Below are 21,901 nucleotides of genomic sequence, written 5' to 3'. Positions count from 1 at the left end.
ACGGGAGGGTGAACTGGGCCCCAAGTTTGGCCTAGACCCGTTACGTTCTCGTTATCATGATGAGTCGATCTCCGGAGGCGGCCCCGGGGTGGTCGTTCAGTGGCCGTCCTGCGGGCCCAGGTGCGCGGTGAAGGAGAACCGGTCGCCGCGGTAGAGGGTCCGTACGCGCTCCAGCGGCTTCCCGGCCGTGTCGCGCGAGATGCGGTGGATCAGCAGCATGGGCAGCGCGGGCGGCGTACCGATGAGCAGCGCCTCGCGCGGCGTCGCGAGCACCGTCTCGATCCGCTCGTCGGCATCACCGAAGGGGATCCCGAGCCGGTCGCGGAGGTAGGCGTAGAAGGACGAGTCGGGGTCGAACTCCGTGTCCAGATCCGGTACCCGGGCGACGGAGACGTAGGTGCTCTCCAGGCCGACCCGGTCGTCGTCGGCGAGCAGCACCCGCTCCAGGTGCCATACCGGCTCGCCGCGCTCCACCCCGATGTCGACGGCGAGCGCGTCGGGGCAGGGGAAGCGCTCCAGGCCGATGAGGTGGCGGCCCGGCGTACGGCCCTGGCGGCGTACGCCTTCCGTGTAACTCGCCAGCGAGAGCGGCTGTTCCAGCTTGGGGCCCGCCACGACGGTGCCGCGCCCCTGGCGGGCGAGCCTTCCCTCCAGCAGGAGTTCACGCAGCGCCTGGCGCACCGTCTCGCGCGAGACCTCGTAGCGTTCGGCGAGATCGCGTTCGGTGGGCAGCATGCCGCCCTCGCCCAACTCCGCTATGAGGACGGAGACATGAGCCTTGACGGCGTAGTACTTGGGAATACGGCCGTGCTCCGGGATGCCGGAACGGATGGGTGCGCCAGGTGCCTGGTCGTGCGGGTAGTCCACGGCCCGATGGTGGCAGACGGACATGAACATCTGTGAACGTCCAGGCGCGGAACAGGCGGTTCGGGGTCCGGTTCAGGGTTGGGCTCGGCGCAGCCGTCGGGCCCGGACCACCATCGCCCCGCCGCCGATCAGGAGCCCGGTGACGGTGAGGCCGGGCGCCGGGATGATGCCCGCGCCGGTCGCGGCCAGTTCCGGGCGACCGCTCTCCGCCGGGGTCCGGCCGGGCTCGGCCGACCGCCGGGTGCCGTCGGTGGTGCCGGTGGTGCCGGTGCCGTCGGTGGTGCCGGTGCTGGGCCGGGTTCCGTCCGGCAGGCCCTCGCGCGGGGTGTCCCCGGTGCCGCCGACCTCACCGGTCTCGGCCGTCTCACCGGTCTCGGCCGTCTCACCGGTCTCGGCCGTCTCACCGGTCTCGGAGGGCTCGGAGGTCTCACCGGTCTCGGTGGTCTCGCCTCCGTCGCTGTCGTCGACGACGGTGAAGGGGTAGTCCTCGGACTCGCCGACCCAAGCCCCGTCGTCCTTGCCCGCCTTGCCGGCCGTGCCGCTCACCACGCGCTGCCGCTGGACGACGGCGGCGTTGACGGTGATCCGGCCCGGACGGGTGTCGGAGGTGAACGCCATCCTGACCTGGATGGTGATGGTGCGGCCCGCCGGGACGGTGAAACCGCCGAAGGAGTCGCCGCCCACGCCGCCGAAGACGCCGATGTGCTCGTCCCGGTCGGTGGTCTCCCAGGTGACGCGGTGCTCCGTGCCGGGGCGGGCCTGCTCGGAGAACTTCAGCTGGATCTGGTCGGAGGTCAGCTTCCGGTCCTCGTCGGTGAGGACGAGCACCGGGTGGATGGCCCGGCACGACTCGGTGGTGGTGTTGGTCAGGTCCAGGTACCAGGTTCCGTAGCCGCCGCCGGACGCGTACGTGTCCGGGCCGCCGTGGATGCGGGTGCTGATGGGGAAGTCCTTCGCCGCCGGATCACCGCAGGTGGGCTGCTGGTCGGCGGTGGTGGAGTCGGGCGACGAGACCGGGGTGGCCGAGGACGCGGCGGAGGCGGGCGCGACGGCCGTGCCGCCGAGGACGACGCTCGCCGCGACCAGCCCGAGCGCGAATCCGTGCCGGGTCCGCCCGGGGGGCGGCGGGGGCGAGGGCGAGGGCGAGGGCGGACACGCCGGGGCGGCGAACACGGGGATGGACGCGGCCGTGGTCACGGGGACGGACGTGGGGCTGGCGGTGGGGAAGGACGCCAGGGCCGACGCGGTCCTGGGCATTGCGGTGGGCCCGGGGGCGGTGGCGCGGCCGGGCAATGCGGTGGGGACGGGATCGGCGACGCGGCCGGGCATCGAACCGAGTACTCGGCCCGGCGCGGAGCCGTCCGCGGAACCGGTCGCGGAACCGGTCGCGGAACCGGTCGCGGAGCCGGTCGCGGAGCCGTCCGGTGCGGCGGGCCCGGAAGGCGTGCCGGACGGGGCGGGGGTCGGGGCGGGGGTGGGGGCGGGGGACATCGGGGGGATCATCCTTCGCTGCTCGCGAAACGGTCGGCTCACCCCGAGCGCCGGAGTTCACCGGTTCTGGGCCGCGACGCTGCCACGCACGCGCGAGGCGGCCGGCGCCGACATGCCGACGGGCCGCCCGGCCGGCCACCGGAATCCGCCCGATCGGCCCAGCCGCCCGCGCCCGCGCCGCCGCTCGTCTCGCCGGTCGGCCCCGCCCGCCGCTCACGCCCCGTCCGCGCCGCCGGCCCGCCCGAACAGGGGGGCCAGGACCAGCTGGGCGGCTCCCTCCGCGACCGGCCGGTCCCCTCCCCCGGCGGCGACGACCGGCACCGGCGCGTCGATACCGCCCAGCCCGGCGCGCGCGTCGATCACGGCGCGGACGCCCCGTACGTAGGCGTCGGGATCGGCGGCCACCGTACGTCCGCCGAGCACCACCCGGTCGATGTCGAGCAGCCCTACGAGGTTGGCGGCGCCGGTCCCCAGCACCCGGGCGGCCTCCGCCACATCGCCCCGGGCGACCGCGGCCAGGCAGAGCGCCTCGATGCAGCCGCGCCCGCCGCAGCCGCAGACCGGCCCGTCCAGCTGGACGGTCTGGTGCCCGAACTCACCGGCCGCGGTACGGGCCCCGCGATGCAGCGCCCCGCCGAGGACCAGCCCGGCGCCGAGCCCGGTCCCGAGGTGCAGATACGCGAAGTCGCCGCCGCCCGGCGCCCGCAGGGCGAGCCCGAGGGCGGCGGCGTTGGTGTCCTTGTCGACGACGGCGGGCAGCCCGGTCCGTACGGCGAGCGCGTCCCGCAACGGATAGCCGTCCCACTGCGGAAACCCGGTGACGCGGTGCAGCACCCCGCCCCGGTGGTCGAGCGGGCCCGGCACCGCGACGCCGACCCCGAGCACCTGCCGGTCCCCCGGTCCCGTGCCCCCGCCCCGTACCGCCGTCACCGCGTCCGTCGCCGCCGCGAGCACCTGGTCCGCCGGGGCGCCGAGGTCCAGCGGGGCGGTGCGGCTCGCGGCGACCGTGCCGGACAGGTCGGCGAGCACCGCCGTCAGTTCGTCGCGGTCCAGGTGCAGGCCGATCGCGTACCCGGCGTCCGGCACCAGCCGCAGCACGGTGCGCGGCTTGCCTCCGGTGGACGCCCGGTGACCCGCCTCGGCGGCCAGGCCCCCGGCCCGCAGCCGGGCGGTGATCTTGCTGACGGCCTGGGGCGTGAGCCCCGTGCGCTCGGCGAGTTCGAGCCTGCTGATGCCGCGCGCGCCCGCCACCCGCAGCAGATCCAGCACCAGCGCGGCGTTGTGGCTGCGCAGCGTCGGCAGGTTCGCGCCGCTATTGCTCCTGTTCACCACCCCATTGTCCCTGTCGCTTGCACTATGGCAACAGCGTTGCTTAAGTGGCAGGCATGACTGGCAACGCGACTCACGAGACGCCCGGACCGTCCGACACCCCCCTGCGCGTCGGACTCGTCGGCTACGGCCTGGCGGGTTCCGTCTTCCACGCCCCGCTGATCGCCGCGACCGAGGGCCTCGTCCTCGACACGGTCGTCACCTCGGACGAGGAGCGGCGGGCGCAGGCGCGCGCCGAGTTCCCCGGCGTACGGTTCGCCGCGTCGCCGCAGGAGCTGTGGGAGCGCGCGGACGCACTCGATCTGATCGTGATCGCCTCGCCGAACAAGACCCATGTCCCGATCGCGACCGCCGCGCTGGAGGCCGGTCTGCCGGTCGTCGTGGACAAGCCGATCGCCGGTACGGCGGCCGAGGCGCGTGGGCTCGCGGCCCTGGCCGAGGAGCGCGGGCTGCTGCTCTCGGTCTTCCAGAACCGCCGCTGGGACAACGACTTCCGCACCCTGGCCCGTCTGGTCGCGGACGGCGAACTGGGCGAGGTACAGCGCTTCGAGTCCCGCTTCGAGCGGTGGCGCCCGCAGCCGAAGGGCGGCTGGCGCGAGTCGGGCGACCCGCAGGAGATCGGCGGGCTGCTGTACGACCTGGGCAGCCATGTCGTCGACCAGGCGCTCACCCTGTTCGGGCCGGCGGCGCTGGTGTACGCGGAGTCCGACGTACGCCGCCCCGGCGCCGCCGCCGACGACGACACGTTCCTCGCGATCACCCATGTGAACGGGGTCCGCTCGCATCTGTACGTCAGCGCCACGACGGCCCAGCTCGGCCCGCGGTTCCGGGTGCTCGGCCGGAGGGCCGGCTATGTGAAGTACGGGCTCGATCCGCAGGAGGCCGAGCTGCGCGCGGGCGTGCGTCCGACGGCGGACCGGCCGTGGGGCGAGGAGCCCGAGGAGCTGTGGGGCCGGATCGGTTCGGGCGAGTCCCCGCTGACCGGCGGCGGCACCCCGGTCCGCACGCTGCCGGGCGACTATCCCGCGTACTACGCGGCGGTCACCGACGCGCTGCGCGGAAAGGGCGAGAATCCGGTGAACGCCCTGCAGGCCGCGGCGGCGCTGGATGTTCTGGAAGCGGCCCGCCGGTCGGCCCGCGAGGGCGTCACCGTGAAGCTCTCCGCCTCCGTCGGCGCGGCTTCCACCAGTGCAGCTTCCGCCTCCGCCGATACAGAGGAGCAGCCCGTATGAGCCCCGACGCTCCGACCATCTCCGAGCTCATCGCCCAGGAGCGCCGACTGACGCTGCCGCATTTCAGCTACGCCGACGCGTACGCGCTCGGCGACCTGCTCGTCTCGATGGCCCGGAGACGGCACGCCCCGGTCGCGATCGACATCCGCCGCGGCGCACAGCAGATGTTCCATGCCGCGCTGCCGGGGTCGAGCGCGGACAACGACGCCTGGATCGACCGCAAGCGCAAGGTCGTGGAACGGTACGGCGAGAGTTCGTACCTGGTCGGAACGCGGTTCCGGGCGAAGGGGACGACCTTCGACGACTCCTCCCGGCTGAACCCGAGCGTCTATGCCGCGCACGGCGGCTCGTTCCCCATCGCGGTCGAGGGCGCGGGCGTGATCGGCTCGGTCACGGTCTCGGGCCTGCCCCAGGCGGAGGACCACGCCATGGTGGTCGAGGCGCTGGAGCAGTTCGCGACGACGCTCGACGCGTAGGAAAGGACGCGTCGAGGGACGGGGGCGGCGCGGCTGCCGGACCCACCCGGCGACCGCCCCGCCCCCGCCCCCGCCCACCGCGCTACGCGTCCTTGAGCTCCTGCCGCTGCCGCCCCAGCCCGGCGATCTCCAGCTCCACGACGTCCCCGGCCCGCAGATACGGCTTGGGCTCGGGTTGGCCGAGGGCGACCCCGGCCGGCGTCCCGGTGTTGATCACATCGCCCGGGTACAGCGTCATGAAGTGGCTCAGGTACCGGACCACCTCGCCCACCGGGAAGATCTGGTCGGCCGTCGTGCCGTCCTGCTTCAGCTCACCGTTGACCCAGAGCTTCAGCGGCAGCGCCTGCGGGTCGGCGATCTCGTCCGCCGTCACCAGCCACGGCCCCAGCGGGTTGAACGTCTCGCAGTTCTTGCCCTTGTCCCAGGTGCCCCCGCGCTCGATCTGGAACTCGCGCTCGGAGACGTCGTGCGCGGTCGCGTATCCGGCGACGTGCGCCAGCCCCTCCTCGGCGGATTCCAGGTAGCGGGCGGTGCGCCCGATGACGACCGCGAGCTCGACCTCCCAGTCGGTCTTGACGCTGCCGCGCGGCACCAGCACCGTGTCGTCGGGCCCGACGACGGTGTCCGGCGCCTTGAAGAACAGGATCGGCTCGGTGGGGATCGCCGCACCGGTCTCGGTGGCGTGGTCGTGGTAGTTCAGCCCGATGCACACGATCTTGCCGATCCGGGCGAGCGGCGGCCCGACCCGCAGCCCCTCGGCGTCGAGCTCGGGCAGCTCGCCGGGCGCGGCCGCGGCGGCCCGTACCCGGGCGAGCGCCGGCTCGTCGGCGAGCAGGGCGCTGTCGATGTCGGTGACGACTCCCGACAGTTCGCGCAGGGTTCCGTCCTCATCCAGCAGCGCCGGTCGTTCCGCGCCTGCCGTACCCACACGAAGCAGCTTCAACGGTCTGTCTCCCCTTGGTCGAGATCGGGCCCGTCGGATGGGTGGCGGCCATCGCAGGCTTGTCCGATCGTCCAAGACGTCCGATCACTCCGCAAGACCCTGTTCACACACTGGACCGGCGCACTCGCCGCCCCGGTCACGCCGCGGTGGCCATGGCGGTTCCGGCGGCCGGCATGTCGCGGTAGAGGGCGGCCCGCTCGATCGCGGTCCAGGTGGTGCTCGTGACGACGTACAGCGCGGCTGCGAGCGGTACGACGGACACGGTGAAGAGGGTGGCGAAGGACATCAGCGGCATCAGCTTCGTCATCGCGCCCATGCCGGGCACCGGCTGTCCGTCGGGGCCGGCGGCCGGGGTGACGGGGTTGGCGGCCATCTGCCGCTTCGTACGCCGGAAGTTGAACGTGGCCACGACGGCGACGATCGCGAACAGGCCGAGATAGACCATGCCCTGCGCGCCGAACAGCCCGCCGTGCGCGAGCGCGTCCTGCCAGCGCTCGCCGAGCGGGGCGCCGAAGAGCTGGTGGCCGAGCAGCTCGTTGGGGTCGCCGCCGATCTTCTGGCTGGAGAAGAGGTGGTAGAGCAGGAAGAAGGCGGGCATCTGCAACAGGCTTGGCAGGCAGCCGGAGAGCGGCGAGACCTTCTCCTCCTTGTGCAGTTCCATGAGCGCCTTCTGCATGCGCTCGGGGTTCTTGCCGTGCTTCTTGCGCAGTTCGGCGATCTGCGGCTGGAGCCGGGTGCGGGCCTTCTGCCCCCGCGCCGCGGCCCGCGACAGGGGGTGCACGGCGAGCCGTACGAGTGCGGTGAACAGCACGATGGCGGCGGCGGTGGACGCGGTCTGGAAGAGCGGGTGCAGCGCGTCTGCCAGCGCGCCTACCAGGCCGGCGAATGCGGACATGAAGACGGACATGGGTGAGCCCTCCGAGGGGTCTCGTCGTGCCGGGAGGAAGAACGGACTCGGCATGACGAACCGCGCGGGGCGCCCATGGCGCGCCTACGGGGGCACCTGCTGGGGTGGTTGCTGCTGCGAGCCCCTACGCGGCCGTCGGAAGGGCGCGGCCGGGGGCTCGGGGGCGTCTGCGCCCCTTGGCGTCAGGGTCCCGCTGCGGCAGGAACGCGGTGCGTTTCTCCCGGTCGCGGATGGCGGTGCGGACCCGGGTGCGGGGCACCGGGGCGGCGCAGCGGGCGCTGATGAGCGAGGCGACGGCGAGTGCGGAGCCCGCGGCGGCGGTCGCGGCGAGCGCGACCGCGGCGGACAGGCTGCCGCCCTCGGCGAGGAGGACTTCGGTGATGAGGAAGAGCAGCAGTCCGGCGGGGCGGAGCAGCCGGGCGAGGCCATTGCGCAGACGGCTCGTGTCGCCGTTCATCGGCCCCTCCCCTCTTCCCCTTCGCGGCCAGTCGGCCGTCCGGCCGGTCGGCCGGGCTCGTACGCCCGTGTTCGTTCGCACACGCGCGCGCCTGATGCTCTCCAGCCGTTATACACGATGGGTCCGGCGCGCCGGCCCGCCCGGCGTCGGTCAGTGGCCCGTTCCCGAGGGAACGCCGTCGGGTTCCGCCTGCTGTTCCGGGGGCCGGATCTCGTCCCGCGCGAGCACCTCGTCGTCCGGCCGGTCGTCGCGCTCGCGCGGCCCCGCGTACGTCACGGCGAGCGCGACGAGGAGGTTGGCGCCGAGCGCCACGATGCCCGCGTTCACCCCCCACACCGGATCGTTCTCCGTGAACACGAACCCGCACACCACGCCCACGCCGACGACGAGACCGCTCATCGCCCCGAGCAGGGTCAGCCGCCGCCACATCAGCCCCAGCAGCACCATGGGGAGCAGCTGCGCCATTCCCTCGTACGAAATGAGGGAGAGCCGCACCAGGGTGTTGGGAGCGGTGTACGTGAGCAGCAGCGCCAGGCTCCCCGCGATCACGACGACCACCTGCGCCGCGCCCTTCTGCCGCCGCTCCAGACGCGGTACGAGCGAGAGCACGCTGCGCCCCCACATCGTGCCGATGACCAGCATGAAGACGGCCATCGGCACGATCGAGGACAGCGCCGCCGCCACACCGATGACGCCGACCGCCCAGGCGGGCAGCGAGTCCACGACGAGCTGGAAGAGCGCCAGGTTGGACTCGGCACCGACGAGTCCCGGCACGACGAAGAGGGCCGCCATGCCGAGCAGCATCGGCACGAAGAGCAGCACGTTGTAGGCGGGCAGCAGCATCGCGTTGCGGCGCAGCACGTCGGCGTTCTTCGCGCCGAGGTAGCCCGCGACGGTCGTCGGGAAGATCACCACGGTGAGCGAGTTGAGGAACGAGGTGGTGATGAACCAGGCCTGTCCGAGCCCGCTGTCCCCGTGCCCGGGGAAGGTCAGCCACTCGCTCTTCTCGGTGACGAGCCGGTCGAGGAAGGGCCCGTATCCGTCGAAGTAGTGCATCGGCACGTAGAAGGCCAGGAAGCCGAGCGTGGCGATCACCAGGACGTCCTTGAGCACGGACACCCAGGCGCTGCCCCGCAGCCCGCTCACCACCACGAAACCGGTGGTGACGGCGAAGGCTATGAAGTAGGCCTGGTTCAGGCTGATGGCACCGTAGGAGATGGTCGAGACGACCACACCCATGCCGGTGATCTGGAGCTGGATGTACGGCAGCAGGAAGACGGTCGCGAGGACGGCGACGAGCGCACCGAGCCAGGGCCGTCCGAAGCGGTGCGCCACCATGTCGGTGATCCCGACGAGCCCGTGCTTGCGCGCGTACGCCCAGAGCATCGGCCCGACGACGTAGCCGATGGCGTACCCGCAGGACATGTACGCCACCACGTAGAGCACCGGCGCCCCGTAGTTGTAGCCCCATCCCGCGGCGCCCAGGTAGCTGAAGCTGGTGTAGCCCTCGCCGGCCATCAGCACCCAGATGAACACCGTCCCGAGGCTGCGTCCGCCCACGGACCATTCCGCGAGCCCGCCGCCCTCGCCGTTCCCCTTGCGCCGCCCACGCGTCGCGAGCAGCCCGAGGGCGACGGTGGCGACCATGAAGACCCCGAAGACGGAGGTCGCGACCGTGGCGTTCACCGGCGGTCCCCCCGCCGGGTCAGCCATACGGCGACGGGGGTCAGCAGGGTCGCCCCGAGCAGCCACACGAAGAGGAACGGCAGCCCGAGAACCACCGGGTGGACCCGGTTCACGAGCGGCAGCACCCCCAGGTACAGCACGTAGGGGACCAGCAACCACAACAACTGCGGACGTCGTCTGAGCACGTCGGAAAACCTTAGTGCGGTACCGCTACCGCGACCGGACATCCATGAGTTTTCCCCATACGACAAGCCGGTACCGAGAGGTGAATTCGGGCGTGCACGTAGTGAGCGTCACATAGGAACCGGCCTCGGCGTACCCGGCGTACGGCTTCACGTTGCTGCGCGGGACGGCGGCGATGACACCGCTGTCGCGCGCGCTCGTCCGCGCGAGCGTCCGGTCGACGGTGTACGTGTACACGGCGTCCCGGGTCTCGACGTCGATGCGGTCCCCGCGCCGCAGCCGGTTGATGTATCTGAAGGGCTCGCCGTGGGTGTTGCGGTGTCCGGCGAGCGCGAAATTCCCGGCCCGGCCGGGCTGCGCGGTGCGCGGGTAGTGCCCGACGTACCCCTTGTCGAGGACGCCGCTCTTGCTGACGCCCTGGGCGACGGGGGCGACCAGCCCGAGCCGCGGGATGCGGATGACGGCGTACGCCTGGTCCCAGCGGGGCGCGGAGTGCGCGGTGCCGCTCCCGGCCGACCGGCCACCGGACCCACGGGGCTCTCCGGAATCACCCGACTCGTCGGAACCGCCCTCAGGATCACCGCCGACCGCTCCCCCGCGCTCCTCCCCCCACTCCCGCTGAAGGGCCCGCACCTGGTGCTCGGCTCCGGCGCGGGCCTGCCGGTTGGTCCACCACAGCTGATGAACAACGAGCAACAACAGGACGACACCCAGGGTCACCACCAGCTCGGCACCCGTCCAGAGCCCGCGCGCGGCGACCCTGCGCCCTCGCGATTTCTGCTGCACCACAACCGGTATCCGCTCCCGCACGGCCCGCACGATAGGCCCATGGCCCGTAAGTCTCCAGGCCTGGAACAAGCCTCCGCCCCGGAGCCGTACAGCAGTACGGTGTGGTTCATGCGCCCCGACACGCCTGCCGACCACACCACCGAAGCCGAGCGCCTGCTGCGCGCCGCGGCGCGGTACCCCGAGGACCGTGAGCCGCTGCTCCTCCAGGCCGCGGCCCATCTGGAACTCGCCGGCGACCGCGCCCGCGCCACCACCCTCTACGACGAACTCCTCGGCTACCCCGACCTCGACCACCCCCACCTGGTCAAGGCCCTGAACGCGGCCAACCTGTGGGAGTACGGCCACGAGGCGGAGGCCCGCGCGATCATCGAAGGCATCCGTGCCGCGGGCCCGCTCGACCCCGGGCCCTGGGAGATCGCGGCGGAGACCCTCGAAGCCCACGACGAGCTGGAAGCCGCCCACGACTACTTCTCGACCGCGCTGACGCTGCTCCTGACGCCGGGCGAGGAAGTCCCGTACGCCACCCAGTCGCTGCTGTTCGGCCGCCACCGGGTACGCAGGCTGATGGGCGTCGGCCACGACGCCTGGGACGAGCTGGCCGACACCCTCCACACCGCCGCCGTCCCGCTGGACGAGCTCCACGACCCGAAGCGCCTGTGGTCGCTGGGCTCCTCGGACCCGGGCGAGCTCCGGGCCGAGATCACCCGCCTCCGCGCCGAGTTGGGCACGTACCGCACGGCGCTGTCCCGGCCGTTCCCGGTCGCGGTGCTGCACTGGCCGGCCGCCGAGCTCGCCGAGCTCCTCACCGCCTACCCGGACCTGCGCAGCGAGTACCCCTCCCACCCCGAGCACCTGGCCCGCCTGGAGGCCGCACTCCGCGACCTCCACCAGGCCGGCACCCCGAACCTCGGCATCGTGACCGGCACGGTCCCGTCGTACGAGGCCTTCGCCGCCTCGGAGGCCACGTCCCCGACCGACCCGGACCTCCTCCCCCAGTACGCCACCACCCTGGCCGCCCGCGGCCGGGCAGCCCCCTGGCCCCCGGCCCGCAGCGCGGCCTGCTGGTGCGGATCGGGGCGGACGTACCGGGAGTGCCACGGGGCGGAGTGAGGCATCGGTACAGAGGTACGGGGGTCGCGTTGAGCGCATACGCACTCAACGCGGCTCCAGGCCCGCTCCCTCCGCGATCTCTCGGAAGTCGTGCACCATGCGCCGCAGCCATTCGAGATACTCTGCGTCGCTGTACAGGACGCGGACGTGTTTCTTCCAGCGGTAGAGATAGACGGACCCGTACTGCTTCATGACCGGAACCAGGTCGGGCGGCGGGTCGTCCGCGACAGCCATGACGCACCGGAGCTCATCGGCCGCCTGGTCCGGACTGCGGGCGACCATCACACGCCACCTTGTTCACCGCGTCGATGAACGCCTGCTTGTTGAACTCACCCGGCTTCGCGGCATTCATCTTCTCCGCGTTCGCCGCCTTGCCCTGGGCCTCCTTGTCGTCGGGAGGCGCGACCGCCGCGCCCTGCGCCGACTTCGACTCCGTGACGGCCGGGACACGGTGGGCCAGACGAACCTTCTTCGCCGCCACATCCGCCTTCGCCTTGCGGAAACCGGGCGCCTGCGCCGGCGACGGCTTCACCGGCGCCGTATACCGCTGCGCGACCAGACGCGACACGGCCGCGTTCCCCGCCGCACGCTGCAAACGCTGAAGACCGCGCGGGTCCGGGGCGGGGCGGTCCCCGGACGGCCGACGGAGTGGGGGTGCTTGCGAACGTGACACATCGGGCGTGACTGTCACGTTCTCCTGACGGGGGTACCTCCACGGCCGGACACGGAGTCAGGATCCTTCTCCGGAACCGTCCTCATCCGCCCTCCCCGCCATGCCGGCCGACGCACCAAGCCCAACAAGGAAGATACGAAGCCCGGGAAGGCCCGAGGAAGAGACCAACGGGCCCAAGAACCCGGACGTGCCCCAACGGTCACCCATCACTGCGCGAACGGACACAGGGGGTCGTGCGCACTCCGGACAAAGAAATCACCCGCACCACCGGAATGCGTATCCGTATGGTTCTGCCATGCCCGAGCTCCAGCGCCTCCGCCCCGACCACGCGCCCGCCCTCCTCACATTCGAGCAGGAGAACCGCGCGTTCTTCGCCGCATCCATACCGGACCGCGGCGACGCCTACTTCACCGACTTCGACGCCCGCCTCACCGCCCTGCTCGCCGAACAGGCCACCGGGCTCTGCCACTTCCACGTCCTGGTCGACACCGACGGCGAGGTGCTGGGCCGCTTCAACCTGGTCGACGTCGCGGACGGCTCCGCCGATCTGGGATTCCGCATGGCCGAGAAGGCCACCCACCGAGGCCTGGCCACCGCCACCGTCCTCCACCTCTGCACACTGGCAGCCACGGAATACGGCCTGACCACACTCCGCGCAGCAGCCGCCCTCGACAACACGGCCTCCCGCACAGTCCTGACCCGCACGGGCTTCGTCCCCACGGGAGAGAAGGTCCAACTGGGCGACCGGCCGGGCTCGGGCTACGTGCGGGACTTGAGTAGAGGTCCCGAAGACGGGATCTGATAGCCACCACCTCAAGCGACGACGCAGGCGCCCAGCGGTTTGTCAGTCCGACTTGATACAACTGCATGCGTAGCTGACGAGATAAGGGGATTCCGTCATGCCCAACGAGGCGGCAGGCAACGCAGCTCCAGTCGCTGGGCTGTACGAGACGCTGATCACCCAACGCCTCGAAGATCGCATGAAGCAGTTCGACTCCGCAGGCTGGCGCTCCATCGACGAAGTGGTTGGCGCTGAATCTGCGCCAAACGTACTGACACGCCACATTGCGACCATCGTACGAAGGGTCCTCCAGGGCCTGTCACTTGCGGAGCAGGTAGTCGCCGCCAACCACATCCTGGATTCGCTCAGCACCATCGACGGCGCGACCGAGTGGGTCGACCTCGTCATCGAAGGTCCCCGACAGTTGCTCGCAGTCGCAGAGCAGGAAGCTCCTGGTGTCTACGCCATTCGCCCGGCGACGCCCCTCTCCGAGACAGCACTGATCACTAATTCTCCCGAAGACCCGAGCCTGGGATTCGAGCTGCGAGCCGAGTTGGCTACGGCAGACCGCGTTGACCTTCTCTGCGCCTTCGTGAAGTGGCACGGACTCCGAGTCCTTGAGCAGTCACTCTCCTCCGCGCGCGACCGCGGCGTCCCCATCCGCGTACTGACAACCACCTACATCGGAGCCACCGAGCGTCGCGCGCTGGACCGTCTGGTCCGTGAATTCGGCGCTGAGGTGAAGGTCAACTACGAGCTCCGCTCGACGCGTCTCCATGCCAAGGCATGGCTCTTCCGTCGCGGCAGTGGCTTCGATACGGCGTACGTAGGCAGTTCGAACCTGTCCAAGGCTGCGTTGCTCGACGGGCTCGAATGGAATGTGCGGCTGTCGTCGGTTGCCACCCCCGCAGTCATCCGCAAGTTCGAGGCAACATTCGATGCGTACTGGAGCGAGCGCTCCTTCGAGCTGTACGACCCAGACAGTGACGCACCACGACTCGACGAAGCGCTCTCCCAGGCTGGCGGATCCAGCCAGAACGGAGGCCCCACCATCACGCTCTCTGGGCTTGAAGTCCGCCCCTATCCCCACCAACGCGACATGCTTGAACGTCTCGAAGTGGAGCGCATCGTCCACGACAGGCACCGCAACCTCCTCGTTGCCGCGACGGGGACCGGCAAGACCGTGATGGCAGCACTCGACTTCAAGCGCCTGCGCCGGACCCTGGGCCGCGATCCGCGGCTCCTCTTCGTCGCTCATCGCAAGGAGATCCTGGAACAGTCACTGCGCGTCTACCAGAACGTGTTGGTGGACGCGAACTTCGGCGAACTTTTCGTCGGTGGGGAAATCCCAGACAACTGGACGCATGTGTTTGGCAGCGTCCAGTCACTCAACTCACGTGCGCTGGACCGCCTTGCCCCAGATCACTTCGATGTCATCGTGATCGACGAGTTTCATCACGGCACCTCCCCGACGTACCGCAGGATCCTGGCTCACTTCGAGCCGCAGGAGCTCCTTGGGCTTACTGCAACCCCGGAACGCATGGACGGGCTGAACATCCAGGACGAGTTCTTTGACGGCCGGATCGCAGCAGAGATGCGCCTTTGGGAAGCCCTGGAGAACGACCTTCTCAGCCCCTTCCACTACTTCGGCGTCACCGACAACACCGACATGAGCGCCATCGCCTGGAAGCGAGGATCGTACGACGCCACGGATCTCAGCAATCTCTTCACTGGCAATGACGCACGAGCCAGGCTCGTCGTGCAGGCCGTGAGGGACAAGGTTGCCGACCCGGGCTCGATGCGCGCCTTGGGCTTCTGCGTGTCGGTCGCGCATGCAATCTTCATGGCCGACTTCTTCCGTCGAGCCGGCCTCAACGCGGTCGCCCTGTCCGGCGAGACCCCACGCCACGAGCGCAAGGACGCTCTGGACCAGCTCAAAGCCGGAACACTCCAAGTCATCTTCTCTGTCGACCTGTTCAACGAGGGACTCGACATCCCAGACGTCGACACCCTGCTTCTCCTGCGCCCTACTTCCAGCGCCACAGTGTTCCTCCAGCAGCTGGGACGAGGCCTGCGCCGGACCGAGGACAAGGCTGTCCTCACTGTCCTGGACTTCATCGGTCAGCACCGCAAGGAGTTCCGCTTCGAGGAGCAGTTCCGCGCGCTGACCAACCTCACCCGCAACCGTCTGCTCGCCAACATCGAGAACGACTTCCCACAGCTGCCATCTGGCTGCCAGATCATCCTTGAATCGAAGGCCAAGGAACTGATCATTGACAACATCCGCAGCCAGATCGGTGTCAACGTCACGCAGCTCGCTCGCGAGGTCGCCGACTACGCCGAGCCTCGACTCGCCAAGTACCTCCAGGAGAGCCGCCGCGAGCTCAAGGAGTTGTACCGGGGCAGCGGGAACTCGTGGACAGGCCTGCTTCGCCGAGCCAAGCTCCTCCCCGAGTCCGGGCCAGACGGAGAAACCTCGCTGCTGAAGCGCGTCTCAGCCTTTCTCCACGTCGATGACCCGCTCCGAGTCGCCGCGTACAGCAAGCTGCTCGTCGGCGACGCCCCCGCGTACAGCGACCTCAGCGAGCAAGACCAGGCTTATGCCCGCATGTTCTTCTTCTCGCTATGGCCACTGGGCGGCGGATTCAGCAGCTACCAAGAGGGCTTCGACACCCTCCGCCCTCAACACGCCTTTCGCGATGAACTCCGCCAGGTCCTTGCTCACGTTCTAGACCAGGCTGACCACGTACCCGTCCCGCTGCTCGGCGAGCACGCGAGCCTGCCACTGTCAGTCCACGCCTCATATAGCCGCGAGGAGATCCTCCCCGCCCTTGGACAGTCCTACGTCGGTGGCTTCATGCCGGGCCACTTCCGCGAAGGCGTGAAGTGGTGCGAGAACATCCAGACCGATGCACTGCTCATCACCCTCGAAAAGGACGAGAAGGACTTCTCCCCGGAAACTCGCTACAAGGATTACGCTCGGAACGAGCACCTGTTCCACTGGGAGTCCCAAAACCAGACCTCGGAGACATCCCCTACCGGCATCCGCTACCAGACCCACAAGGAGAAAGGCACCCACGTCCTCCTCTTCGTCCGCCGCTACAAGAAGACAGACATCGGCGGGCCACAACCGTGGATGCTCCTTGGCCCTGCCGAGTACGTCGAGCACAAGGGCAGCAAACCCATGGGCATCGTCTGGAACCTCCGCCACGAGATGCCAGCCGATGTGTGGACCTACTCAGCAATCGCTGCGGGTTAGCGATCCAGATCACTTATGCGCCAGAAGCGGCGGTGTGCTCTGAGGAATCGCTCCCCAATGCGATGCTGTTCCACCGTCCTCAACGGAGCCGCTCGCGCGGTCAGACCTTCTGCGTAGCGATCCACAACATGAAAATCATCGGTCAGATAGAGGGCACCACGGTCGAGTCGCACATGGCAGTTAGGGCATAGGCACAACACATTCCCTTCGACATCAGGGCCCCCGGCGGAGCCCCCAAGTGCTTGTATGTGCGCTCCCTCGGCATAGCTCTTGCCCTCAGCCCCAACTGTCAGCGCTAGGCCACAGATCTGACACGTGTACTCATGCCACCGCTTGACACGGCGGACAACAGCCGTGTCTCGGACGATGCGTTCGACCGTGGCCGTCCGGCGCTGCGTAGCCACCTCGGGCACGTCAGCACTGTTCTGATCAGCTGTGCCTTGACCTTGCTGGTCGAGGATGTCTCGGACCTGCTGCTCAACAGGCGTAAGTTCCTGCGTTTCAGCTGAGAGGCGCCTCAGTCTAAAGCGGCAGATCCGAAAGCCGGCCTTGCCGACTTCGGTCCACTCCTCGACAATCTCGTAGAGGCCGTCATACCGGTACCCGCCTGCGGGCGAATAGTCTCGCTCCCCTTCACTGCCTCGGATGACCCGTATGGGGTTGGCCGATATTCGACTTCTCCGAAGACCCGCGTTCCCACGGTTCTCCCAAGTCTGATCCTCAATCTGCCGACCAGTATTCCGGTCCCGGCCACCAGCACCCGTGTAGACGACCTCATCCCAATTGTCGAGATCGTCTTCATAGCCCTGATTCAGCACGATCGCATCGGCGGCTCTCTCCCCGTCGCCATCGAGCCCCCACGAGATACCCGCCTCGCGCTCCTTGTGAAGCCTGGCCTCCTTGACAGCCTGCCGGGAATCAAAATGGGCGCCCGGAGGAAACTCATCCACATGTCCGAAGAAAGCTCTGTACGCAGCCATGCGAACATGCTTCCGGCCATTCGATCATTTTCAATCACTCCTGCCGTCCCGAGAGGCCAAGTGGCCTGATTCCCTCGCCACTTGGCCTAAAAGTATCCACTGATTGCGCCCGGTCCGGCACCTCGTCGGGGCCGTGGCCGCCCGTGCAGCCAGAGGGAGACGTCGGCGATCGGCTGTGACTACTCGCTGGGACGACTCTCAGCGCCCTTGCGGAAGGGCGTGAGTAATTTCACCCCACTCTTCACCAATGCCGACAAGCCCCCTCAGCCACGGGCCGCTTCACGCCATGCCAGCCTCCCCAGCCTCGAAGTGCGTTTGCGCGCAGTCGAGGGCGTCGTCCGGATCACAACCGTGGGCGCGGAGCCAATGCAGAAGGGCGACGATGAGGTCGATCACCATCTCCCACCTCGATGTCAGACTCAGCCGTTCACGACACGAGCCCGCCGGGACGCCGTCGAACCCGCAAATCCCCAACAATGCTTCCGCCTTCGCCACTTGGGGCCCATCGACGTGATCGCTCGACGACCGGAGGCCGGTGGCCAGGTCGCACCAGACGAGCTTGGACTCCGCGCCGAGAATCACGCCCCACCGTTCCGACACGGAGTCCAACATCGCCAGGCCACGCCCCGACTCGTCGTTCGGGCCGGCGGACAGAAGTGTGGGAAGGGCGCGGGTTTCAGGGTCGCGGAGCGCGACCCGTAGACGCGTGCCGTTCATCTCGACCACGAGCGTGCTCGGCGTCCCCGCACCAACATGCCTGATCACATTCGACACCAGTTCACTCACGCAGATCTCAGCGGCGTCGGACACATCCGACAGGCCCCACAACCGCAGGTGCAGCCGCATGATGCGCCTCAGGGCCGCAACCTCTTCGGGCTCCGCCAGGAAGGGCAGCTCCCAGGGCTTCCGCGTCATACAGCCGTCGTTTCCGTTCGCCACGAGCACACGCCTTTCGCCATGCCCGAGCCATCGCACACCTCACCCTTCGTGAAGAGCCGTGACTCACAGTTGCTCAGGCTCAGAGAATGCCAACCTCCCGTCCCGATATGCAATGTGCACGGCGAGATTCCCCCCTTAGGGTGATTGGCGATCGCCGCCACTTCCGGTGGGATGTAACTCCCGTTACCGAGAGAGGTTTTGAAGTGGCCGGTTCACCCACTGCTCGCCGCCGACGTCTGGCGATCGAGCTGAAGAAGCTGCGCGAAGAGAGCGGTCTGACCTGCAACCAAATCGGCAAGGAGCTCGACTGGAGCGGCTCCAAGGTCAATCGCCTGGAGACCGGCCAAGGGCGTGTGCAGCCCTCCGATGTGGACGCGCTCTGCCGCTTCTACGACACCTCGGCCGACCTGCGGGACCTGTTGCGATCCTTCGCGAAAGACTCCAAGACCAAAGGGTGGTGGCACGCTCACGGCAACGCCATCCCCTCGTGGTTCTCGGTGTACGTGGGCCTGGAACAGGCCGCCTCCGGGCTGCGCAGCTACCAGGGCGAGTTCGTCCCCGGGCTGCTCCAGACACCGGAGTACGCGACGGAACTGAGCCGCGCGTCCGCCGAACAGTCCCGCGAGGAGATCCAGCGCCTGGTCGAGGTGCGCATGCGCAGGCAGCAGTTACTCACCGCCGAGGCACCACCGGACTTCTGGACCGTGATCCACGAGAGCGCGCTCAGACACGTCGTCGGCAACCGATCGGTGATGGTCGGGCAGCTCGAACGCATCGGGGATCTGGCGGAGTTGCCCAATGTCACCATCCAGGTGCTGCCGTACGACTCCGGTGCCTACCCGGCTACAGGGCCGTTCACCATTCTGGGATTCCCCGAGCAGGAGGACCCGGACGTCGTCTACCGCGAAGGTCTGACTGACTCGGTCTACCTGGAAAGTGCCGCAGATGTCAGCCTGTACACAAAGGCGTTCGACCATCTCAGGGCACTGGCGCTCGGCCCTGAGCGTTCGAGCGCATTGATCCGCGAAATCCTGAAGGAGCACTCCCGATGAACCGACCCCCTGCGCCCGCCCGGTGGCGAAAGAGCAGCTACAGCAATGGCACCGGCGGGGAGTGCGTCGAGGTCGCGGACCTGCACTCGACGGTCGACGTACGGGACTCCAAGCAGCCCCGCGGACCCCACATATCCGTACGTCGCAGCGCATGGGCACGGTTCATCGCTTCTCTGTACACCCCGTAGGCCGGCATCCGATCGAGCGTGGCGCCGATCGCCAGCGAACGTCGACGCTCCGGCTCGCCTGGCCGATCGCGTATTGCGCCTCGGCTCCGGACACAGCGGATTCGCTCAGGGCCTGCCACATCTACCAGCATGCAAAGCTACTGCCCGTCCCCGAACCACACCCTTGGCAGCAGTCGGCGCGGGCCGTCCCACTCGTCCCGGAGTCGGACATGTTCATGGTCGACACGGCAGCAGTCAGAGCATCGGCCCGAGTGGGCGGGGTGACTGAGCAGGCTCCTCCAAGGCGTGAGGAAAGCCCAGGTGCCTGCTCCCGCCGCCCGACCACCGCCTATTCATTCATGTCGTGTACTCCAGCTCCGTCATGGCTGCCTGGCCAACCGCCGATGCAACCTCAGGCAGATCGAGATCTGCGACGTAATCCATCAAGGCCGCACGAGTTTCGGCAAGTTGGCGACTCAGCTCCATTCCGCGCATCTCACCAGGCGTGACGATGCGCCGGAACTCTTCGCGTTCGATGGCTCCGGCGAGCAACTGCTCGGCCAACCACAACCGGGTCCGCTCCCTGATCGCGAAGGTCAGGTGAAGGCTGCGCTTGTCGAACTCGGCCACGCTCGGGTTGTGGACCCAGCCGCGCGGCAGGATGAGGGACTGGCCGGCCTTCAGATCAAACTCAAGGTCAGGTCCGGCTGCCTCCCATCTCGGGATGTAGTCATCGCGCCACACCCGCCAGCTCTCGTTGTACTCCCGCATGGGAGCGACCACCGGAGGTCGCCACAACTGCCACCGCTTCACCCCGGCCACCTGCACGATCACGGCCATCTGCTGGTCCCAGTGGTGGCGCAATCCCTGGTTGCCAGGAGGGGTGAGGAAGGCGTGGACATAGTTCGAGTAGCCCGCCGTCTCCTCCTGGATGCGGCGGGAGGCACGTGCCAAGAACGGCACGACGCGCTGAAGGTTCCCCAAGCGGATGGTGAAGCCTCGGTCGTGGAGCTGCCGCAGCTTGGCGGCATCAGTACGCCCGTTGCGCATGAATGCATCGCGATTCAGCGACGGGTTGGGAGCCTTGACGACTGCGATCTCGCTCGCGGGCACGCAGCCGGTTTCCACGTACTCGTCGAGGAATTCAGCGGTGACCGTGGCATCCAGTTCCGTCGACCCACGCTCGTACACGCGGGGTTCATCGGGCCAAGTCGTCAAGAGATCGACGACACCGTTCTCGGGCAGCAGGAGGCGTAGCGACATGACGGAGTCTCCTCTCGCGCTATGAAGGTGGGAGGGGGCAGGGGACGTCCGGGTGGAAGCGGTTCGGGCAGCACACAGCGGAAAGCGAGAACAGACTCTTCGACTTGGTGTAGTGCACCCAACTCACATCGACACCACGAGGCAGCACGTCACAGGCATACTCCAACTTCTCCTCCAGGCCGCAATACGCCTGTCTGCCGTCCTCGCGCCCAAACGGAGGGTTCTCCTCGTAGTGCTTCGTCAGCCACGCCAACGCGATGCCAACATCGGTCCACGTGCGATCGGCCGCGCTCTGGGTGCGCTTGAGCAACCAGTGACCCGTCATCAAGGGCGGCAAGTTGCCCGCCTGGAAGTCCGCAGCAGCCTCGCGGTATCGCTCAAGCACCCTGTATGCAGCCTTGTCCTCCGGCGAGGCTTGCTGTGGTGGGCCGCCGGGGTGCGGGGGCCGACGGTTTCCCTCTTGCGCGTACGCGGCCCCGGTCCCGATCCATGGCCCGTACCCGTGCCAGTGTCCTGACCAGCTCATTTCTTCCCCTCCAGAATGTGCCGGGCCGCCCTGCCGAAGCAGAGCAGCCCGACTGGTGCGACGCGGGAAACTGCCGAATCAGAGCGCGAGCCCCTGCTTCTTGGCCCAGCCGACCGCGAAGTCGTCGAGCTCTGCCTTTGTGAATCGCAGTTCGATGCCAGCTCCCTCGGGCTTGTTGTCGCGGAGGGTAAAGGCGGAGGTCGATCCGGGGATCACGCCGACCTCGACACACGATTCGTGCTCGCCGCCCAGGTTGCCGCCACAGAAGTTCTCGAACAGGACGCCCTCTGTGGGAAGGCTGTAGAGATTCGTCGCCATGGAATTGTCCTCCCGATGCATGGAGTGTGCGAAGACTCGTTCTCCGCGCCGTGGTGCACTGAGACCCATCCGTCCACCTGCCGCACCCGGCCTGCAGACACGTGGGGCGCGTCATGTACGCAAGATCGCGCTGTTCGCCGCTGGACCCGCTGCCTCGATGAAGGCGGGATCGGTAGTCCACTCCACTCCGCCCTTCTCCGGGGCGAGCCACGCCACGGGTGGGGCATTCGGAATCGAGCGGGACGGACCGATGTCGGCCTCTGCCACGTCGGGGGCGAGCCCACGAAGTATGCCGATCCGAGCGCCGTGAGCGTGATCGATGACGAGGCAGCCCAGCAGCGGATGGGACCAGTGGCCCAATCCGAGGTCGTGCGCACCTCCGACGTTCGTCGACCGGTCCTTGCGAGGGGTCTGCATCGGTGGCTCCTGGTCAGCGGTCGGTTCCTCACGACGATGCGAAGACGAACGTAGAC

The 21,901-nt window shown here is 68.7% G+C and carries 23 protein-coding genes; 7 read left to right on the top strand and 16 right to left on the bottom strand.

Annotated features, from left to right (window positions below; all coding sequences use genetic code 11):
* Positions 1-96: 96 nt before the first annotated feature.
* The 3 genes from OG520_RS25880 to OG520_RS25870 form a co-directional block, all read right to left on the bottom strand.
* Positions 97-867, bottom strand: coding sequence for a GntR family transcriptional regulator (locus tag OG520_RS25880; RefSeq protein ID WP_399329604.1), 771 nt, complete (start codon positions 865-867; stop codon positions 97-99).
* Positions 868-939: 72 nt separating this feature from the next.
* Positions 940-2,358 carry a hypothetical protein gene (locus OG520_RS25875; protein ID WP_406014776.1) on the bottom strand — a complete coding sequence of 473 codons (1,419 nt, stop codon included), beginning with the start codon at positions 2,356-2,358 and terminating at the stop codon, positions 940-942.
* Between the two features lie 213 nt (positions 2,359-2,571).
* Entirely contained in the window at positions 2,572-3,687 is a 1,116-nt protein-coding gene (locus OG520_RS25870) for an ROK family protein (RefSeq protein WP_406014775.1), read from the bottom strand.
* Positions 3,688-3,743: 56 nt separating this feature from the next.
* Between OG520_RS25870 and OG520_RS25865 the strand changes: the two genes are divergently transcribed.
* Entirely contained in the window at positions 3,744-4,919 is a 1,176-nt protein-coding gene (locus tag OG520_RS25865; protein ID WP_406014774.1) for a Gfo/Idh/MocA family oxidoreductase, read from the top strand.
* Positions 4,916-5,395: a heme-degrading domain-containing protein gene (locus OG520_RS25860; RefSeq protein ID WP_406014773.1), complete on the top strand. Its 480-nt coding sequence runs from the start codon at positions 4,916-4,918 to the stop codon at positions 5,393-5,395. Before OG520_RS25865 ends, OG520_RS25860 begins: the two co-directional genes overlap by 4 nt.
* 82 nt (positions 5,396-5,477) lie before the next feature.
* Here OG520_RS25860 and OG520_RS25855 read toward each other — a convergent pair whose 3' ends face one another.
* From OG520_RS25855 to OG520_RS25830, 6 genes are all read right to left on the bottom strand, one after another.
* Positions 5,478-6,338 (bottom strand): fumarylacetoacetate hydrolase family protein, encoded by an 861-nt coding sequence (locus OG520_RS25855; RefSeq protein ID WP_406014772.1) that lies wholly within the window; start codon positions 6,336-6,338, stop codon positions 5,478-5,480.
* A gap of 136 nt (positions 6,339-6,474) precedes the next feature.
* Positions 6,475-7,245 (bottom strand): YidC/Oxa1 family membrane protein insertase, encoded by a 771-nt coding sequence (locus tag OG520_RS25850; RefSeq protein ID WP_406014771.1) that lies wholly within the window; start codon positions 7,243-7,245, stop codon positions 6,475-6,477.
* Between the two features lie 124 nt (positions 7,246-7,369).
* Complete coding sequence (locus OG520_RS25845; RefSeq protein ID WP_266418778.1) at positions 7,370-7,702, bottom strand: DUF6412 domain-containing protein; 333 nt, start codon at positions 7,700-7,702, stop codon at positions 7,370-7,372.
* Between the two features lie 150 nt (positions 7,703-7,852).
* Positions 7,853-9,388: a sodium:solute symporter gene (locus OG520_RS25840; protein ID WP_266418776.1), complete on the bottom strand. Its 1,536-nt coding sequence runs from the start codon at positions 9,386-9,388 to the stop codon at positions 7,853-7,855.
* Positions 9,385-9,543 carry a DUF3311 domain-containing protein gene (locus tag OG520_RS25835; RefSeq protein WP_093540511.1) on the bottom strand — a complete coding sequence of 53 codons (159 nt, stop codon included), beginning with the start codon at positions 9,541-9,543 and terminating at the stop codon, positions 9,385-9,387. Before OG520_RS25835 ends, OG520_RS25840 begins: the two co-directional genes overlap by 4 nt.
* Before the next feature lie 55 nt (positions 9,544-9,598).
* Entirely contained in the window at positions 9,599-10,390 is a 792-nt protein-coding gene (locus OG520_RS25830) for a class E sortase (RefSeq protein WP_406014770.1), read from the bottom strand.
* Between the two features lie 78 nt (positions 10,391-10,468).
* Here OG520_RS25830 and OG520_RS25825 point away from each other — a divergent pair, with 78 nt between their 5' ends.
* On the top strand, positions 10,469-11,470 hold the full coding sequence (locus OG520_RS25825; protein WP_406016567.1) for an SEC-C metal-binding domain-containing protein: 1,002 nt from the start codon (positions 10,469-10,471) through the stop codon (positions 11,468-11,470).
* 45 nt (positions 11,471-11,515) lie between these two features.
* On the opposite strand, the gene OG520_RS25820 is transcribed toward OG520_RS25825, so the two are convergent.
* Together OG520_RS25820 and OG520_RS25815 are read right to left on the bottom strand one after the other, a co-directional pair.
* On the bottom strand, positions 11,516-11,704 hold the full coding sequence (locus OG520_RS25820) for a hypothetical protein (RefSeq protein ID WP_406014769.1): 189 nt from the start codon (positions 11,702-11,704) through the stop codon (positions 11,516-11,518).
* A 13-nt stretch (positions 11,705-11,717) separates the two neighbouring features.
* Entirely contained in the window at positions 11,718-12,038 is a 321-nt protein-coding gene (locus tag OG520_RS25815) for a hypothetical protein (RefSeq protein ID WP_406014768.1), read from the bottom strand.
* Between the two features lie 400 nt (positions 12,039-12,438).
* Here OG520_RS25815 and OG520_RS25810 point away from each other — a divergent pair, with 400 nt between their 5' ends.
* Positions 12,439-12,945, top strand: a complete 507-nt coding sequence (locus tag OG520_RS25810) for a GNAT family N-acetyltransferase (protein ID WP_406014767.1) — start codon at positions 12,439-12,441, stop codon at positions 12,943-12,945.
* Between the two features lie 97 nt (positions 12,946-13,042).
* Positions 13,043-16,183 carry a DUF3427 domain-containing protein gene (locus tag OG520_RS25805; protein ID WP_406014766.1) on the top strand — a complete coding sequence of 1,047 codons (3,141 nt, stop codon included), beginning with the start codon at positions 13,043-13,045 and terminating at the stop codon, positions 16,181-16,183.
* Here OG520_RS25805 and OG520_RS25800 read toward each other — a convergent pair.
* Positions 16,180-17,163 (bottom strand): YDG/SRA domain-containing protein, encoded by a 984-nt coding sequence (locus tag OG520_RS25800; protein ID WP_406014765.1) that lies wholly within the window; start codon positions 17,161-17,163, stop codon positions 16,180-16,182. The two genes, OG520_RS25805 and OG520_RS25800, sit on opposite strands and share 4 nt — an antisense overlap.
* Positions 17,164-17,442: 279 nt before the next feature.
* Positions 17,443-18,102 (bottom strand): ATP-binding protein, encoded by a 660-nt coding sequence (locus tag OG520_RS25795; RefSeq protein WP_406014764.1) that lies wholly within the window; start codon positions 18,100-18,102, stop codon positions 17,443-17,445.
* A gap of 203 nt (positions 18,103-18,305) precedes the next feature.
* Between OG520_RS25795 and OG520_RS25790 the strand changes: the two genes are divergently transcribed.
* A complete protein-coding gene (locus tag OG520_RS25790; protein WP_406016566.1) occupies positions 18,306-19,154 on the top strand; it encodes a helix-turn-helix domain-containing protein in 849 nt (282 codons plus the stop codon).
* A complete protein-coding gene (locus OG520_RS25785; protein WP_406014763.1) occupies positions 19,151-19,342 on the top strand; it encodes a DUF397 domain-containing protein in 192 nt (63 codons plus the stop codon). Before OG520_RS25790 ends, OG520_RS25785 begins: the two co-directional genes overlap by 4 nt.
* Before the next feature lie 336 nt (positions 19,343-19,678).
* Here OG520_RS25785 and OG520_RS25780 read toward each other — a convergent pair whose 3' ends face one another.
* The 3 genes from OG520_RS25780 to OG520_RS25770 all read right to left on the bottom strand — a co-directional run bounded on the left by OG520_RS25780 (position 19,679) and on the right by OG520_RS25770 (position 21,428).
* Positions 19,679-20,584 (bottom strand): JmjC domain-containing protein, encoded by a 906-nt coding sequence (locus OG520_RS25780; protein WP_406014762.1) that lies wholly within the window; start codon positions 20,582-20,584, stop codon positions 19,679-19,681.
* A 19-nt stretch (positions 20,585-20,603) separates the two neighbouring features.
* The gene (locus tag OG520_RS25775) at positions 20,604-20,969 is read right to left on the bottom strand and encodes a hypothetical protein (protein WP_406014761.1); all 366 of its coding nucleotides are present in this window, start codon (positions 20,967-20,969) and stop codon (positions 20,604-20,606) included.
* 219 nt (positions 20,970-21,188) lie between these two features.
* A complete protein-coding gene (locus OG520_RS25770; protein WP_406014760.1) occupies positions 21,189-21,428 on the bottom strand; it encodes a DUF397 domain-containing protein in 240 nt (79 codons plus the stop codon).
* Positions 21,429-21,901 lie beyond the last annotated feature (473 nt).

It is taken from the genome of Streptomyces sp. NBC_00984, assembly GCF_045162475.1.
In the GTDB taxonomy this organism is placed as follows: Bacteria; Actinomycetota; Actinomycetes; order Streptomycetales; family Streptomycetaceae; genus Streptomyces.
Note: the sequence above shows the minus strand (reverse complement) of the source record. Positions and strands in the feature narration are given on the sequence as shown.